16 protein-coding genes are annotated in these 14,314 nt (G+C 72.3%); 12 read left to right on the top strand and 4 right to left on the bottom strand.

Features of this window, described 5'->3' with window-relative positions:
- Positions 1–14: 14 nt before the first annotated feature.
- A complete protein-coding gene (locus tag JJI54_RS17180; protein WP_203074238.1) occupies positions 15–1,154 on the bottom strand; it encodes an alpha-D-ribose 1-methylphosphonate 5-triphosphate diphosphatase in 1,140 nt (379 codons plus the stop codon).
- On the bottom strand, positions 1,155–1,913 hold the full coding sequence (gene phnF, locus JJI54_RS17175; RefSeq protein ID WP_203074237.1) for a phosphonate metabolism transcriptional regulator PhnF: 759 nt from the start codon (positions 1,911–1,913) through the stop codon (positions 1,155–1,157).
- Positions 1,914–2,007: 94 nt separating this feature from the next.
- On the opposite strand from phnF, the gene phnG reads away from it, so the two are divergent.
- The 8 genes from phnG to JJI54_RS17135 are packed head-to-tail and all read left to right on the top strand — an operon-like array spanning position 2,008 to position 8,226.
- On the top strand, positions 2,008–2,475 hold the full coding sequence (gene phnG, locus JJI54_RS17170; protein WP_226381838.1) for a phosphonate C-P lyase system protein PhnG: 468 nt from the start codon (positions 2,008–2,010) through the stop codon (positions 2,473–2,475).
- Positions 2,472–3,044 (top strand): phosphonate C-P lyase system protein PhnH, encoded by a 573-nt coding sequence (gene phnH / locus JJI54_RS17165; protein WP_203074235.1) that lies wholly within the window; start codon positions 2,472–2,474, stop codon positions 3,042–3,044. The genes phnG and phnH overlap by 4 nt, the downstream gene beginning before the upstream one ends.
- A 3-nt stretch (positions 3,045–3,047) precedes the next feature.
- A complete protein-coding gene (locus JJI54_RS17160) occupies positions 3,048–4,118 on the top strand; it encodes a carbon-phosphorus lyase complex subunit PhnI (protein ID WP_203074234.1) in 1,071 nt (356 codons plus the stop codon).
- Entirely contained in the window at positions 4,115–4,966 is an 852-nt protein-coding gene (locus tag JJI54_RS17155) for an alpha-D-ribose 1-methylphosphonate 5-phosphate C-P-lyase PhnJ (protein WP_203074233.1), read from the top strand. Before JJI54_RS17160 ends, JJI54_RS17155 begins: the two co-directional genes overlap by 4 nt.
- Complete coding sequence (gene phnK / locus JJI54_RS17150) at positions 4,963–5,721, top strand: phosphonate C-P lyase system protein PhnK (RefSeq protein ID WP_203074232.1); 759 nt, start codon at positions 4,963–4,965, stop codon at positions 5,719–5,721. Before JJI54_RS17155 ends, phnK begins: the two co-directional genes overlap by 4 nt.
- On the top strand, positions 5,718–6,416 hold the full coding sequence (phnL, locus tag JJI54_RS17145) for a phosphonate C-P lyase system protein PhnL (protein WP_203074231.1): 699 nt from the start codon (positions 5,718–5,720) through the stop codon (positions 6,414–6,416). The genes phnK and phnL overlap by 4 nt, the downstream gene beginning before the upstream one ends.
- A complete protein-coding gene (locus JJI54_RS17140) occupies positions 6,413–7,555 on the top strand; it encodes an alpha-D-ribose 1-methylphosphonate 5-triphosphate diphosphatase (protein ID WP_203074230.1) in 1,143 nt (380 codons plus the stop codon). Before phnL ends, JJI54_RS17140 begins: the two co-directional genes overlap by 4 nt.
- Complete coding sequence (locus JJI54_RS17135) at positions 7,555–8,226, top strand: DUF1045 domain-containing protein (RefSeq protein ID WP_203074229.1); 672 nt, start codon at positions 7,555–7,557, stop codon at positions 8,224–8,226. Before JJI54_RS17140 ends, JJI54_RS17135 begins: the two co-directional genes overlap by 1 nt.
- Here the strand turns inward: JJI54_RS17135 and phnN are convergent.
- On the bottom strand, positions 8,165–8,770 hold the full coding sequence (phnN, locus tag JJI54_RS17130) for a phosphonate metabolism protein/1,5-bisphosphokinase (PRPP-forming) PhnN (protein ID WP_226381837.1): 606 nt from the start codon (positions 8,768–8,770) through the stop codon (positions 8,165–8,167). The two genes, JJI54_RS17135 and phnN, sit on opposite strands and share 62 nt — an antisense overlap.
- Before the next feature lie 77 nt (positions 8,771–8,847).
- Between phnN and JJI54_RS17125 the strand changes: the two genes are divergently transcribed.
- From JJI54_RS17125 to JJI54_RS17110, 4 genes are read left to right on the top strand one after another with little or no spacing between them, the layout of a single operon-like run.
- The gene (locus tag JJI54_RS17125) at positions 8,848–10,635 is read left to right on the top strand and encodes a gamma-glutamyltransferase family protein (protein WP_203074228.1); all 1,788 of its coding nucleotides are present in this window, start codon (positions 8,848–8,850) and stop codon (positions 10,633–10,635) included.
- A gap of 59 nt (positions 10,636–10,694) precedes the next feature.
- Positions 10,695–11,039: a hypothetical protein gene (locus JJI54_RS17120; RefSeq protein WP_203074227.1), complete on the top strand. Its 345-nt coding sequence runs from the start codon at positions 10,695–10,697 to the stop codon at positions 11,037–11,039.
- A 55-nt stretch (positions 11,040–11,094) separates the two neighbouring features.
- On the top strand, positions 11,095–11,496 hold the full coding sequence (locus tag JJI54_RS17115; protein ID WP_203074226.1) for a hypothetical protein: 402 nt from the start codon (positions 11,095–11,097) through the stop codon (positions 11,494–11,496).
- A 35-nt stretch (positions 11,497–11,531) separates the two neighbouring features.
- Positions 11,532–12,512 (top strand): Bug family tripartite tricarboxylate transporter substrate binding protein, encoded by a 981-nt coding sequence (locus JJI54_RS17110; protein ID WP_203074225.1) that lies wholly within the window; start codon positions 11,532–11,534, stop codon positions 12,510–12,512.
- Between the two features lie 85 nt (positions 12,513–12,597).
- Here JJI54_RS17110 and JJI54_RS17105 read toward each other — a convergent pair whose 3' ends face one another.
- Entirely contained in the window at positions 12,598–14,268 is a 1,671-nt protein-coding gene (locus JJI54_RS17105) for a thiamine pyrophosphate-dependent enzyme (RefSeq protein ID WP_203074224.1), read from the bottom strand.
- Positions 14,269–14,314 lie beyond the last annotated feature (46 nt).

The raw sequence follows: 14,314 nt of genomic DNA, 5'->3' as shown, positions 1-14,314 counted from the left end.
CGGCGCGGCGCGGGTCAGCCGATCCGCGCCGCCGCCCCGGGCGCCAGCCAGGCCAGATCCCCCGCGGCGAAGGCCGCGACGGGCGCCCGGCGCTCCGCATCCACCACCACCACGTCCCCGCGCAGCCCCGGCGCGATGCGCCCCCGGTCCGCCAGGCCCGCCGCCGCCGCGGGGTTGGCGGAAACCAGTGCCCAGGCCGCCGCCAGGTCCAGCACGCCGCGGGATGCCAACACGAAGGCGGCTTCCAGCATGGCCGGCCAGTAGTAGTCGCTGGCCAGCACGGTCACGAGGCCCCGTTCCGCCAGCGGCGCGGCCGATGCCCAGCCCATGTGGCTGCCGCCGCGCACCACGTTCGGCGCGCCCATCACCACCGCCTCCCCTTCCGCGCGCGCGGCCTCGGCCACCGCCTCGCTCATCGGGAATTCGCAGACGGCGGCGCCCAGCGCGCGGAATTCGGCGCGCATCGCGGGGGTCGCGTCGTCATGGCTCAGCATGGGGATGGAAAGCGACCGCGCCGCCGCCGCCAGCCGCGCGCGGGCCGCCGGCACGTCGGGGCGCATGGCGGCGGCGCGCTGCGCCAGGGCGATGAATTCGGCGGCCGGCACCCCGGCGCGGGCGGCATAGGCGGCGGCCTTGGCGGGGTCCGCGATCCGCCGGACGATCCCGGGCGTGTGGTCGTTGAAGGCCAGCAACTGCACGCGCCCCGCCGCCATGTCGGCCAGCAGCTCCTCCAGCGCATCCAGGTTGTCGGCCTCGAACCGGCAATGGATGCGCAGGTCGCAGCCCGCCCGCGGCCGCGCCGCCTCCACCGCCGCCAGCGTGGCGCGCCAGGCCTCGATCCCCCTGAGCCCCGGCTCCCAGGACAGGGTCACGCCGAGGCAGGCGGTGGTGATGCCGGCGGCCAGCATCTGCGCCGCGCTGTCGCGCATGCCGAGCGCGGCGGGGAAGCCGATGCCCGGGCGCGGCTGCGCCTGGCGTTCATGCGCATCGCCATGGAGATCGACCAGCCCCGGCATGACCAGCAGGCCCCCGGCATCGAAGCGCCGCGCCCCCGCCCGCGGCGCGGCGGCGATGACGCCGCCGGCCAGCGCCACCTCGCCGGGCGCCAGCGCGCCATCCCTGAGGACCGTCCCCGCCGCGATCGTCCAGTCCATTCAGCTTTCCACCACCATCTGCATCCGTCCGGCGGCGTAGCGGCTGATTGTGACATCCACCACCTCGCCCGCCGGATCGACGTTGATCGCCTCGCTGACCAGTACCGGGCGGTTGCGGGATTGCTGCAGCAGGTCGGCTTCCTCCGCCGTCGGCAGCCGGGCGGTGATGCGCGTCACCTTCCGCCGGTAGTCCGGCACGCCGCAGGCGACCAGCGCCGCGGTGATGGAGGGGTCCTGCTTCAGCAGCTCCGGAATCCGGGCGAAGCGGGCGGCGGGGAAATGGTGCGTGCCGATCAGCAGCGGCCGGCCATCCACCAGCGACAGCCTCTCCACCACCACCATCGACCGCCCGCGCCGCATGCCGAGCGAATCGGCGATCGAGGCCTCCGCCGGCAGTTCCTCAACGCGCAGGATGCGCCCGCCCGGCTCCCGGTTCTGCCGGCGGATGATCTCGGAGAAGCGCGTGCGCGGGCCGAGGCGGTAATCCACCACATCCTCCGCCACGAAGCTGCCGCGGCCCTGCTCGATCCGCACCAGGCCGCGGCCTTCCAGCTCCTCCATCGCACGGCGGACGGTGTGGCGGTTCACCCCGAAGCGCTCGGCCAGTTCCGCTTCCGTGGGCAGCCGCGCGCCCGGCCCGTACCGGCCGCCGCTGATCTCCCGCTCCATCTGCTGGGTGATCTGCCGCCACAAGGCGACCCCTTCCCCCCGCGCGAGCACGGGCCCAGGCTGCACCCCCCGATCGCCACCATCTGTCATGGAACGTTCAACCTCCCGGTGCCTTTGGCGTGGCAGTTTCAGTTGACCATAAAGAGCCGGATACCTAGTTGTCTAGATGACCTTGGTGACAAAGATGACCGTATCGCCCTCCCCCGGCCCGGCCGGAACCGCTGCCCGGCAGCGCTGGATGGCCGTGCTGGCCCGTGCCAGCGCGGCGGAGATCGCCCGCCACCTGGCCGATGCCCCGCCCCTGCCCGCGCATCGCCGCCTGCGGGGGCCGGAGACGGGCCTCGTCATGGTGCGCGGCCGCGCCGGCGGCGATGGCGCGCCCTTCAACCTCGGCGAGATGACGGTCACGCGCTGCTCCGTCCGGATGGCGGATGGCGCGATCGGCCATGCCCATGCCGCCGGGCGCGACCATGCGCAGGCGGAACTCGCCGCCGTGCTGGACGCGTTGCTGCAGGACGAGGCCTGGCGGGAGAGGCTGGAGGCGCTGGTCATCGCGCCGCTCGCCGCCGCCCAGGCGGAACGCCGGGCGGAGACGGCGCGCCGCGCCGCCGCCACCAAGGTCGAGTTCTTCACCATGACCCAGATGCGATGAGCGGCGCGACGAGCCTGGCGGGCTTCGCCGACCCCGTCCTCGATTCCCAGGCCGCCTTCCGCGCGGTGCTGGAGGCGATGAGCCGCCCCGGGCGGGTGCAGCGCATGCCGGTGCCGCCGGAAGTGCCGGAGGGGATCGGCCCCGCCGCCGCCGCGGTGCTGCTGGCGCTGGCCGATGCCGATACGCCGGTGCGCCTGGCCGCCGGCCCGGCGGCGGAGGCCTGGATCCGCTTCCACACCGGCGCCCGCGCCGCGGCCGTGGCGGAAGCCGCCTTCGTGCTGGACCCCGAAGCGCGGCTGCCGGACCTCGACTGCGGGACGGAGGAGGAGCCGGAGCGCGGCGCCACCCTGGTGCTGCCGGTCGATGGCCTGGCGGAGGGATCGGGCTGGCGGCTTTCCGGCCCCGGCATCCAGGGCACGCACCGCCTGGCCGTGGCCGGCGCGCCGCCGGGCTTCCTGGCGGATTGGGCGGCCAGCCGCGGGCGCTTCCCGCGCGGCGTGGACGTCATCCTCTGCGCCGGGGACCAGGTGGCGGCGCTGCCGCGCGGCGTGACGATCGAGGGGGGCTGAGCGATGTATGTCGCGACCAAGGGTGGCGAACGCGCCATCGGCGCCGCCCATGCCTGGCTGGAGGAGATGCGCCGCGGCGACCCCGCCCAGCCGGAGATCACGACGGCGCAGGTGGAACAGCAGCTGGGCCTGGCGGTGGACCGCGTGATGGCGGAGGGGTCCTGCCACGACCGGGGGCTCGCGGCGCTGGCGGTGAAGCAGGCGCGCGGCGACCTGATCGAGGCCGCCTTCCTGCTGCGCGCCTATCGCACCACCCTGCCACGCTTCGGCGCCAGCCTGCCGCTGGACACCAACGCCATGGTCCTGCAGCGGCGCATCAGCGCCACCTACAAGGACCTGCCCGGCGGCCAGGTGCTGGGCCCGACCTTCGACTACACCCACCGCCTGCTCGATTTTCGTCTGGCTGCCGCGGGCGGGTTGCCCAGCGGGGCGCCCCAAGGCGAACCGGACCCGGCGCCGACGCCCCGCGTGACCGAGCTGCTCGCCCAGGACGGGCTGATGCAGCGGGAAGCCGTGGAGGATGCCGAGCCCGGCGACCTGACGCGCCAGCCCCTTTCCTTCCCCGCCGACCGGCCGCTGCGGCTGCAGGCGCTGGCGCGGGGCGATGAGGGCTTTCTTCTGTCGCTCGGCTACTCCACCCAGCGCGGCTATGGCGGCAACCACCCCTTCGTGGGGGAGATCCGCATGGGCGAGATCGCGGTGGAATTCGTGCCGGAGGAGCTGGGCTTCGCCGTGGACCTCGGCGACATCACCGTCACCGAATGCCAGATGGTGAACCAGTTCAAGGGCAGCCGGACGGAGCCGCCGCAATTCACCCGCGGCTACGGCCTGGTCTTCGGCCATGGCGAACGCAAGGCCATGTCCATGGCGCTCGTCGATCGCGCGCTGCGCTCCCCCGAACTGGGCGAGGGGTCGGAGGCGCCGGCGCAGCAGCAGGAATTCGTGCTGTCCCACTGCGACAATGTGGAGGCGACGGGCTTCGTGGAGCATCTGAAGCTGCCGCACTACGTCGATTTCCAGTCCGAGCTGGAGAATGTGCGAACCATGCGCGCGGCGGTGGAGCGCGGCGAATGAGCACCGATCCCGGCTACAACTTCGCCTATCTGGATGAGAGCACGAAGCGGATGATCCGCCGCGCCATCCTCAAGGCCGTCGCCATCCCCGGCCACCAGGTGCCCTTCGGGTCGCGGGAGATGCCGCTGCCCTATGGCTGGGGCACCGGCGGCATCCAGGTGACGGCTTCGGTGCTCGGCCCGCGCGACGTGCTGAAGGTGATCGACCAGGGCAGCGACGACACCACCAACGCCGTCTCCATCCGCGCCTTCTTCCGCCGCACCGCGGGCATCGCCACCACCGAACGCACCGCGGAGGCGACGATCATCCAGACCCGCCACCGCATCCCGGAACGCAAGCTGACCGAGGGCCAGATCCTGGTCTACCAGGTGCCGATCCCGGAGCCGCTGGCGCGCCTCGAGCCCCGCATCGCGGAGACGCGCCGCCTGCACGCCATGGCCGATTACGGCCTGATGCACGTCAAGCTCTACGAGGACATCGCGAAGCACGGCCATATCGCGACCAGCTACAGCTACCCCGTGATGGTGAACGAACGCTATTTGATGTCGCCCAGCCCCATCCCGGCCTTCGACAATCCGAAGATGCACATGATGCCGGCGCTGCAGCTGTTCGGCGCGGGGCGGGAGAAGCGGATCTACGCCGTGCCGCCCTATACCCCCGTCCGCAGCCTGGACTTCGAGGACCACCCCTTCCGCCCGATCCGCGCGCCGCATGCCTGCGAACTCTGCGGATCGCGCGACACCTACCTCGACGAGGTGCTGGTGGACGACAAGGGCGGGCGCATCTTCGTCTGTTCCGACACCGACCATTGCCAGGAACGCCAGGCGATGAAGGAGGCCGCGGAATGAGTGCGCCGCTCATGGAGGCGCGCGGCCTGCAACTCCGCTTCGGCCGCGTCGCCGCGCTGGATGATGTCGCGATCGACATCCACCCGGGCGAGGTCGTGGCCATCGTCGGCGAGTCTGGCAGCGGCAAGACGACGCTGCTGCGCGTGCTGTCGGGGCTGATGCGCCCCGATGCGGGCGCGGTGACCTATCGCGGCCAGGATGTGCTGGCCATGCCGGAAGCGGCGCGGCGCCGCCTGATGCGCACGGAATGGGGCTTCGTGCATCAGAACCCGCGCGACGGGCTGCGCCTTGGCGTCACGGCCGGCGGCAATATCGGCGAGAGGCTGATGGCCGTCGGCGCGCGCCACTACGGCAACATCCGCGCGGAGGCGACGGAATGGCTGAAGCGGGTCGAGATCGACCCGGCGCGGATGGACGACATCCCCGGCAAGTTCTCGGGCGGCATGCAGCAGCGCCTGCAGATCGCCCGCGTGCTGGTCACGCGCCCGAAGCTCGTCTTTATGGATGAGCCGACCGGCGGGCTCGACGTCTCCGTCCAGGCGCGGCTGCTCGACCTCATCCGCGCGCTGGTCGCGGACCTTGGCCTCGCCGTGCTGATCGTGACGCATGACATCGCCGCCGCGCGCCTGCTGGCGCATCGCATCCTGGTCATGCGCCAGGGCCAGGTGGTGGAGGAAGGGCTGACCGACCGCGTGCTGGACGATCCGCAGCACGCCTATACGCAACTCCTCGTCTCCTCGGTGCTGGCGGCATGAGCTGGGTTCTGAAAGCGGAAAACCTCTCCAAGGATTTCCGCCTGCACCTCCAGGGCGGGGTCCGTATCCCGGTACTGGCGGATGTGTCGCTGACCGTCATGCCCGGCGAATGCGTGGCGCTGGCGGGCCCCTCCGGCGCCGGCAAATCCACGCTCATGCGCTGCCTCTACGGCAATTACGGCACGGGTGCGGGGCGCATCCTGATCCGCCATGGCGGCGATGCCGTCGATCTCGCCAGCGCCGATCCGCGCCTGGTGCGCGCCATCCGGCGGGATACGCTCGGCTATGTCTCCCAGTTCCTCCGCGTCATCCCCCGCATCGGCGCGCTGGATATCGTGGCGGAGCCGCTGACGGCGCGCGGCGTCGCCCCCGATGCCGCCCGCGCCCGCGCGCGGGACCTTCTGCTCCGCCTCAACCTGCCGGAACGCCTGCACGGCCTGCCGCCCGCCACCTTCTCCGGCGGCGAACAGCAGCGCATCAACCTTGCCCGCGGCTTCGCCGCCGACTACCCCGTGCTGCTGCTGGATGAGCCGACCGCGAGCCTCGACGCCGCCAACCGCCAGGTCGTGATCGGCCTGGTGGAGGAAGCCAAGGCCCGCGGTGCCGCCCTCATCGGCATCTTCCACGATACGGAGGTCCGGGACCGGATCGCCGACCGCCTTTTCGACGTTGCCCCCATCCAGGACGCCGCATGAACCCCGAAGTCATTCTCACCAACGCCCGCCTCGTCCTGCCGACGGAGGTGCTGGAGGGAACCATCGTCATCCGCGGCGACCGGATCGCGGAGGTGCAGCCCGGCCGCAGCCACGCCGCCGGCGCGCGGGACTTGGGCGGCGACCACCTCATCCCCGGCATCGTCGATGTGCACACGGACAATCTGGAACGCCAGGTGCAGCCCCGCGCCACCGCGCGCTGGCCGTCGCGCTCCGCCATGATCGCGCATGACAGCCAGACGGCGGCGGCGGGCGTGACCACGGTACTGGACGCGCTCTGCCTCGGCGACCTCGGCTTCGATGCGGGGCGCACCCAGACCTTCCGGGAAGGGGTGCAGGACCTCGATGCGCTGTCGGGCACCGGCCTGCTGCGCAGCGACCATTTCCTGCACCTCCGCTGCGAATTGCCGGCCGCCGACATGGTGGAGCTGGTGGAGACGGTGGCCGACCATCCGCTGGTCCGCATGATCAGCCTGATGGACCACTCGCCCGGCGTCGGCCAGTACCGGGATGTGGAGCGCTACAGGAAGATGCGCGTCCGCCAGCACAGCCTGACGCCGGAAGCGGTGGACAGGCGCATCGGCGAATTGCTGGAACAGCGCGAGAGGCTGCGGGAGCCGCAGCGCCGCTGGCTGATCGACCGCGTCCGCCACCGCAACCTGCCGCTGGCGAGCCATGACGACGCGACGCCGGAGGAGATCGCGGCGAACGCCGCCGACGGCATCATGATCAGCGAATTCCCGGTCGCGATGGAGGCCGCGGAGGCCGCGAAGCGGATGGGCGTGCAGGTCATCGCGGGCGCGCCCAACATCGTCCGCGGCGGCAGCCATTCCGGCAACGTCGCCGCCGCCGACCTGGTGCGCGCCGGCGCCGTCGATGTGCTGGCCAGCGACTATGTCCCCCCCGCGATGATCGAGGCCGCCTGGCTGGCCGTGGGGCATGGCGACACGACGCTGCCCGATGCCGTCGCCATGATCACCGACCGCGCCGCCCGCATGGCCGGCTTTACCGATCGCGGCCGCATCGAGGCCGGGCTGCGCGCCGATTTGGTGCAGGTCCGCCCGCATGAGGGCCACGCCATCGTCCGCCAGGTCTGGCGCGCCGGGGAGCGCGTGGCCTGATGCGCGTCGCGCTCTACTGGGCGCCACGGCTGGAGGACCCGCTGCACCGCCTCGGCTCCGCCTGGCTGGGGCGGGATGCGGAGACGGGGGCGAAGCTCCCACAGCCCGCGCTCCCGGGCCTCGACATCGCGGAGATCACCGCCGATGCCCGCGGCTATGGCCTGCACGCCACGCTGAAGCCGCCCTTCCGCCTCCGCACCTCCTGGGCCGCGATGCGGGCGGATGCCATGGCGCTGGCCGCGCGCACGCGCCCCTTCGCCCTGCCGCCGCTCAGGCTCGCCGACCATCACGGCTTCCTCGCCCTGCTGGAATCGGAGAAGTGCCAGGCCCTGCAGGATTTCTGCGATGCCTGCGTCACCAGCCTCGACGCGCATCGCGAAGCGCCGACGGAAGCCGAGATCGCGCGCCGCAACCCCGCCCGGATGACGGAGCGGCAGCGGGAACTGCTCGGCCTCTGGGGCTACCACTATGTGCTGGACCAGTGGTGGTTCCACGTCACGCTGACGCGGCGCCTGAGCGCGGAGGAACGCGCGGTGGTCTGGCCGGCGCTGGCGGCGCATCTGGGCGAGGTGCCCGCGCAGCCGCGCCGGGTGACGGAACTCTGCCTCTTCACCCAGGCGGGGCCGGGCGCGCCCTTCCTGCTGGCCGAGCGTCTGCCGCTGCTCGGCTGAGCGCGGCCAGCACATCCTCCACCCCCGCCTGCACCGGGCCGTCATTCATCACGGTCACGACGTCGAGGCCCTCCGGCAGCTTCACCTCCCGCGCCAGGCGGGCCTCGATATCGGCGGCATTCTCGCGCCCCCGGGCCAGCAGCCGCGCCGTCAGCACGGGCAGCGGCGCGGTGATGCGCAGCACCCGCAGGCGATAGCGCCGCCCGGCCTCGGCCAGCACGCCGCGCGACAGATTGGCGATGACGACGCGGCCCGTCGCCATCTCCGCCTCGATGGCGCGGGGGATGCCGTAGGACAGGCCATGCGCCTCCCACCACAGCGCGAAGCCGCCGGCATCGCGCCGGGCGGCGAAGGCGGATTCCGCCAGCGCCTCATGATCCTCACCGCCCGCTTCCGCCGGGCGGGTGATGGCGCGGCGGGTGAAGACGAAGCGCGCATCGCCCAGCAGCCTGGCGCGCGCGCCCGCCATCAGCGTGTCCTTGCCCGCACCGGAAGGACCCACCACCGCCACCAGCATTCCGGGCAGCCCCGTGGACAGCATCATGCACCGCAATATTGACCGCGCCGCTTCTGCCTGCGCCTATCCCGCCATTCAAGACAGTTGCATGGGTCCGACACCGAATGTTCACGACGCGCCCCGAGATCGCCGGCACCTTCAGTGTCGTCGCCTCCACCCACTGGATCGCCTCGCAGGTCGGCATGTCGGTGCTGGAGCGTGGCGGCAATGCCTTCGATGCCGCCGCCGCGGCGGGCTTCACGCTGCAGGTGGTGGAGCCGCATCTGAACGGCCCGGGCGGCGACTGCCCCATCATCCTGCATGACGCCAAGGCGGGCGCGCAGCGCGTGGTCTGCGGCCAGGGCGTGGCGCCGGCGAAGCTGACGGTCGGGCACATCAAGGACGATCTCGGCCTGGACCTGGTGCCGGGCACGGGCTTCCTGCCCGCCATGGTGCCCGGCGCCTTCGATGCCTGGGCGCTGATGCTGCGGGACTGGGGCACCTGGTCGCTGCGCGACGTGCTGTCCTACGCCATCGGCTATGCCCGCCGCGGCGCCCACTACGTGCCGCGCGTCGTCGCCACGCTGAACACGGTGCGGCCGCTCTTCGAATCGGAATGGCCCACATCCGCCGAGATCTGGCTGCGCAATGGCGGTCCCGTCGCCGGCGGCCTCTACGCTAACCCGACGCTCGCCGATACCTGGGAGCGCCTGCTGCGGGAGGCCGAATCCGCCGGCCATGACCGCGTCGCGCAGATCGAGGCCGCGCGGAACGCCTGGTATGGCGGCTTCGTGGCCGAGGCCATCGGCGACTTCTTCGCGAAGCATGAGATGCTGGACACCTCCGGCCAGCGGCACCGCGGCGTGCTGACGGCGGATGACATGGCGCATTGGCGCGCGGGCATCGAGGCGCCGCTGAAGCGCGACTATCGCGGCACCACCCTGCTGAAATGCGGCGTCTGGTCCCAGGGCCCGACCATGCTGCAGACCATGGCGCTGCTCGAGGGCTTCGACATGGCGTCCATGGACCCGATGGGCGAGCGCTTCGCCCATACGGTGATCGAGGCCATGAAGCTCGCCTTTGCCGATCGGGAGGCCTTCTACGGCGACCCCAACTTCGTGGACGTGCCGATCCATCACCTGCTGTCCGATTCCTACAATGCGGAGCGCCGCAAGCTGATCGGGGAGACGGCCTCGATGGAACTCCGCCCCGGTTCGCTCCCCGGCATGGCCACCCCCTGGGTGGACCATGATGCCGCGGCGCGGGCGGAGCTGCTGACCCGCGCGCCCGGCGCCGGGGAGCCCACCGTCTCCCGCCTCGGCGCCTCCGGCGGCGATACCTGCCACATCGATGTCATCGACGCGCAGGGCAACATGGTCTCCGCCACGCCGTCCGGCGGCTGGTTCCAATCCTCCCCGGCCGTGCCGGGGTTGGGCTTCTGCCTCGGCACGCGCGGGCAGATGTTCTGGCTGGACGAGTCGCTGCCGAACGGGCTGAAGCCCGGCAAGCGCCCGCGCACCACCCTCTCCCCCGCCATGGCGCTGAAGGATGGCCGCCCCTGGCTGAGCTTCGGCACCCCGGGCGGCGAGCAGCAGGACCAGTGGCAGCCCATCATGTTCAGCCGCATGGTGGACCACGCCCTGACCATCCAGCAGGCGATCGACGCGCCCTCCTTCCACACGGAGCACTGGCCCTCCAGCTTCTGGCCGCGCGTGGCGAAGCCCGGGAAGGTCGTGGTGGAGGGCCGCTACCCCGCGGAGGTCGCGGAGGCGCTGAAGGCCCGCGGCCACCTGGTGGAGGTCGGCGGCGAATGGTCCGAAGGCCGCCTGACCGGCGCGCGGCAGGAGGCGGATGGCCAGCTCTTCGCCGGCGCCAATCCCCGGGGCATGCAGGGCTACGCCGTCGGCCGCTGACGCGGGGTTGAGCACCGGCCGAATTGACCGGGCGGCGGCGTGGTTGCAACGGTGCGGCCATGCCGGGACGACGGGACATCGCGTGGGGGTTGCTGCTGGCGGCCGCCGGTTGCGCGCCCGCCCCGCCGCCGCCCCGCCCCGCGCCCCCTGCCCCGCCGCCCGCCCCGGCCCCGCCGCCCACGCTCGCCACGCGGCTGCGCCGGGAAGCCTGGCTGACCCGCTTCTGGGAACAGCTGACCCCCGCCCAGCGCCGCCGCGTCCTGGCCCGGATGCGCCGGGGGGAGACGCCGGTGGCGACGACGGAGGCCGAGGCCGCGCCGGTCTGGGACGGGCTCGGCCTGCCGGAGCGCAACGCGCTGGTCTTCGGCCCCGGCCTGCCCCGCCCCCCTGCCACCGCTGATTGAAAGACTGGCATCCGGGCCGCCGCCCCTGCCATGGTTTCCGGGAGGGAGCCCCGCCATGCTGAGAATCCTGCTTCTTCTCCCCATGCTGCTGCTGTCGGCCCCCGCCGGCGCGCAGCGCGCCGCGCCCGACCTCTCCTGGGTGGAGCGCGACTGGTCCGCGCTGGATGCCCAGCAGCGCGGCCGCGCCGTGCGCCGCTTTGGCCGGGACCAGGAACGGGACGCCAGGCCCGACCGGCCGGAGATGCAGGCGCGCTGGGATGCCATGACGCCCGGCCAGCGCCGCGAACTCATGCTGGGCCCGGCCCGCGCGACGCGGGAGGCCGGGGGCACGCCGCCCCGCGCGGAACGCCTGCCGCGGCCGCCGCCCGCCGCCCCGCGCCCGGGCCTGGTGGCGCCGCCGCCGGCCGCGCCCGCCGCGCCGCAAGGCGCTTTGCGGCCGAACCTTTCCAGGGCTTAATCATCGGGTCCACAACGACTCCGGGAACCCCGCCGATGATCCGCCGCCGCGCCCTGCCTGCCCTGGGTGCCTCCTTTGGTGCCTCCCTGGTCGCCATGCCTGCCCTGGCCCAGGCCCCCTGGCCCGCGCGCCAGATCCGCCTGGTGGTGCCCTATCCCCCCGGCGGCGCCAGCGACATCGCCGGGCGCCTGCAGGCGCAGGTGCTGCAGGATGGGCTGGGCGTGCCGGTGGTGGTGGACAACCGCGCGGGCGCGGGCGGCACGATCGGCACGGCGCATGTCGCGCAATCCGCCCCCGATGGCTACACCATCATGATGGCGAGCCCCTCCAGCCACCTCGGCGCGCCGCTGCTGTTCAAGACCCCGGGCTATGAGGGCGTGGACGACTTCACCGCCATCGCCACCTTCGCCACCGGCACGGCCATGGTCTGCGTCACCAACAGCCTGCCGGTGCGGACCATCCCGGAGCTGGTCGCCTATGCCCGCGCCAATCCGGGCCGGCTGAACTACGGCAGCGCCGGCGCGGGCGGCGCCAACCACATGCTCGGCGTGCTGTTCATGCAGCGCACAGGCGTGGAGCTGACGCATGTGCCCTATCGCGGCGCCGCACCCGCGCTGGCGGACCTGATCTCGGGCAACATCCAGGTGGTGTTCGACAGCTTCTCCGGCGTCATCCCCGCGGTGCGCGCCAACCAGGTGCGCGCGCTGGCGGTGACGAGCCCGACGCGCTGGCCGCTGGCCCCGGAATACCCGACCGTGCAGGAACAGGGCGTGCCCGACTACGACCTGCCGAGCTTCTCCGCCGTGATGGGCCCGCGCGGCATCCCGGAGCCGATCGTGGCGCGCATGAACAGCGTGATCAACGAGGGGCTGAAGAACCCGCAGCTGGTGGAGCGCCTGGCCGCCAACGGCAATGCGCCCTTCCCCAGCACGCCGGCGGAATTCGGCGCGCTGATGCGCACGCAGCGCACGCTGTGGCAGGGCCTGGTGCGGGCGACGGGCATCCAGCCGGAGTGACGGGGTCGGGGGCGCCAGCGGGCGCCCCCGATAGCCCCTATTTCGTCGCCTCGGCGCGAAGCTACTTCGTCGCCTCGGCGCGAAGTTACTTCGTCGCCTGCGCCCGCAGCTGCGCGATGGTCGCGCGGTTCGTCACCTGCTCCGGGTTCATCCGCACCTCGATGATCGCGGGCTTGCCGCTGGCCTTCGCGCGCTGGAAGGCCGGCACCATCTCCTCCGTCGTCTCCACGATCTCGCCGTGGCCGCCGAAGCTCTCGATGAAGAGGCGGAAATCGGGATTGGTCAGCGCGGTGCCGGAAACGCGGCCGGGATAGGTCCTCTCCTGATACATGCGGATCGTGCCGTACATGCCGTTGTTGAAGACCATCACGATGGGGGCGGCGCCGTGGTGGAAGGCGGTCGCGATCTCCTGCCCCGTCATCAACGCGCCGCCATCGCCGACGAAGCACAGCACGGTGCGGTCGGGATGGGTGATGGCCGCGCCGATGGCCGCCGGGATGCCATAGCCCATGGCGCCGTTGGTCGGCCCCAGGAAATCCTGCTTCGCGCCAACATGCATGAACCGCGTCGGCCAGGTGGCGAAATTGCCGGCATCCGTGGTGAAGATGGTGTCGGCGGGCAGCACCTTCTCCAGCTCCTGCAGCGCTACCGCGAGGTTCAGCGGACCCTCATAGGACGGCGCCTTGGCCTGCGCCTCCCGCGCCGCGCGCACGCTGGCGCGCCAGCCCGCCCAGCGCGGCGCGGCTACCGGCGGCAGCGCGGCCGCGCCGGCCGCGAAGGCGTTGAGGTCGGAGACGATGCCGAGCGCCGGGCGATAGACGCGCCCGATCTCCGCCTGGTCGGGATAGACATGGATGATGGGCTTGGAACCCGCCATGTCGAACAGCGTGTAGCCCTGGCTGACGGGCTCCCCGATCCGCGTCCCGATCGCCAGGATCAGGTCCGCCTCCTTCGCCTTCGCCACCAGCCCCGCATCGGCGCCCACGCCGAGATCGCCCGCGAAATGGGCGGAGGTGCCGTCGAACAGGCCCTGCCGGCGGAAGCCGACGGCCACGGGGATGTCGTTGGCGGTCAGGAACTTCGCGATATCGGCGCGGCCCTGCTCGGTCCAGCGGCTGCCGCCCAGGATCGCCAGCGGCTTCTCCGCCTTCTCCAGCATCGCCATCAGGCGCGGCAGCGCATCCGGCGCGGGATGCGGCGGCAGCACGGGGGCCGGGCCGATATCCACGGCCTCCACCAGGTGCTTCTGCATCTCCTCGCTCAGCGCCACCACCACGGGGCCCGGCCGGCCGCTGGTGGCGACGTCGAAGGCATGCGCCATCAGCTCCGGGATGCGCGCGGCCTCGTCGATCTGCGTCACCCATTTCGCGATGGGGCCGAAGAAGCGGCGATAGTCCACTTCCTGGAAGGTCTCGCGATCCGTCTCGTTCATCGGGATCTGGCCGACCAGCAGCACCAGCGGCGTGCTGTCCTGGAAGGCCACATGCACGCCGATCGCCGCATGGCAGGCGCCCGGGCCGCGGGTGACGACGGCGACGCCAGGCCGCCCCGTCAGCTTGCCATGGGCCTCCGCCATATGGACCGCGCCCGCCTCGAACCGGCAGGTGACGAGTTCCACGCGGTTGCGCTGGGCATAGAGGCCGTCGAGCAGGTCAAGATAGCTTTCGCCGGGCACCGCGAAGACATGCGTCGCGCCATTCGCGACCAGCGCATCCGCGAGCAACTGACCCCCGGTCCGAGCCTCGATCCCTGCCACTGCTGGCCTCCCCTTCGAACTGACCGAAGGGGTTTAAAACAGAAGC

It is taken from the genome of Falsiroseomonas ponticola (assembly GCF_016805305.1).
GTDB classification, from domain to species: Bacteria; Pseudomonadota; Alphaproteobacteria; order Acetobacterales; family Acetobacteraceae; genus Falsiroseomonas; species Falsiroseomonas ponticola.
This window is presented reverse-complemented; position numbering and strand designations above follow the sequence as displayed.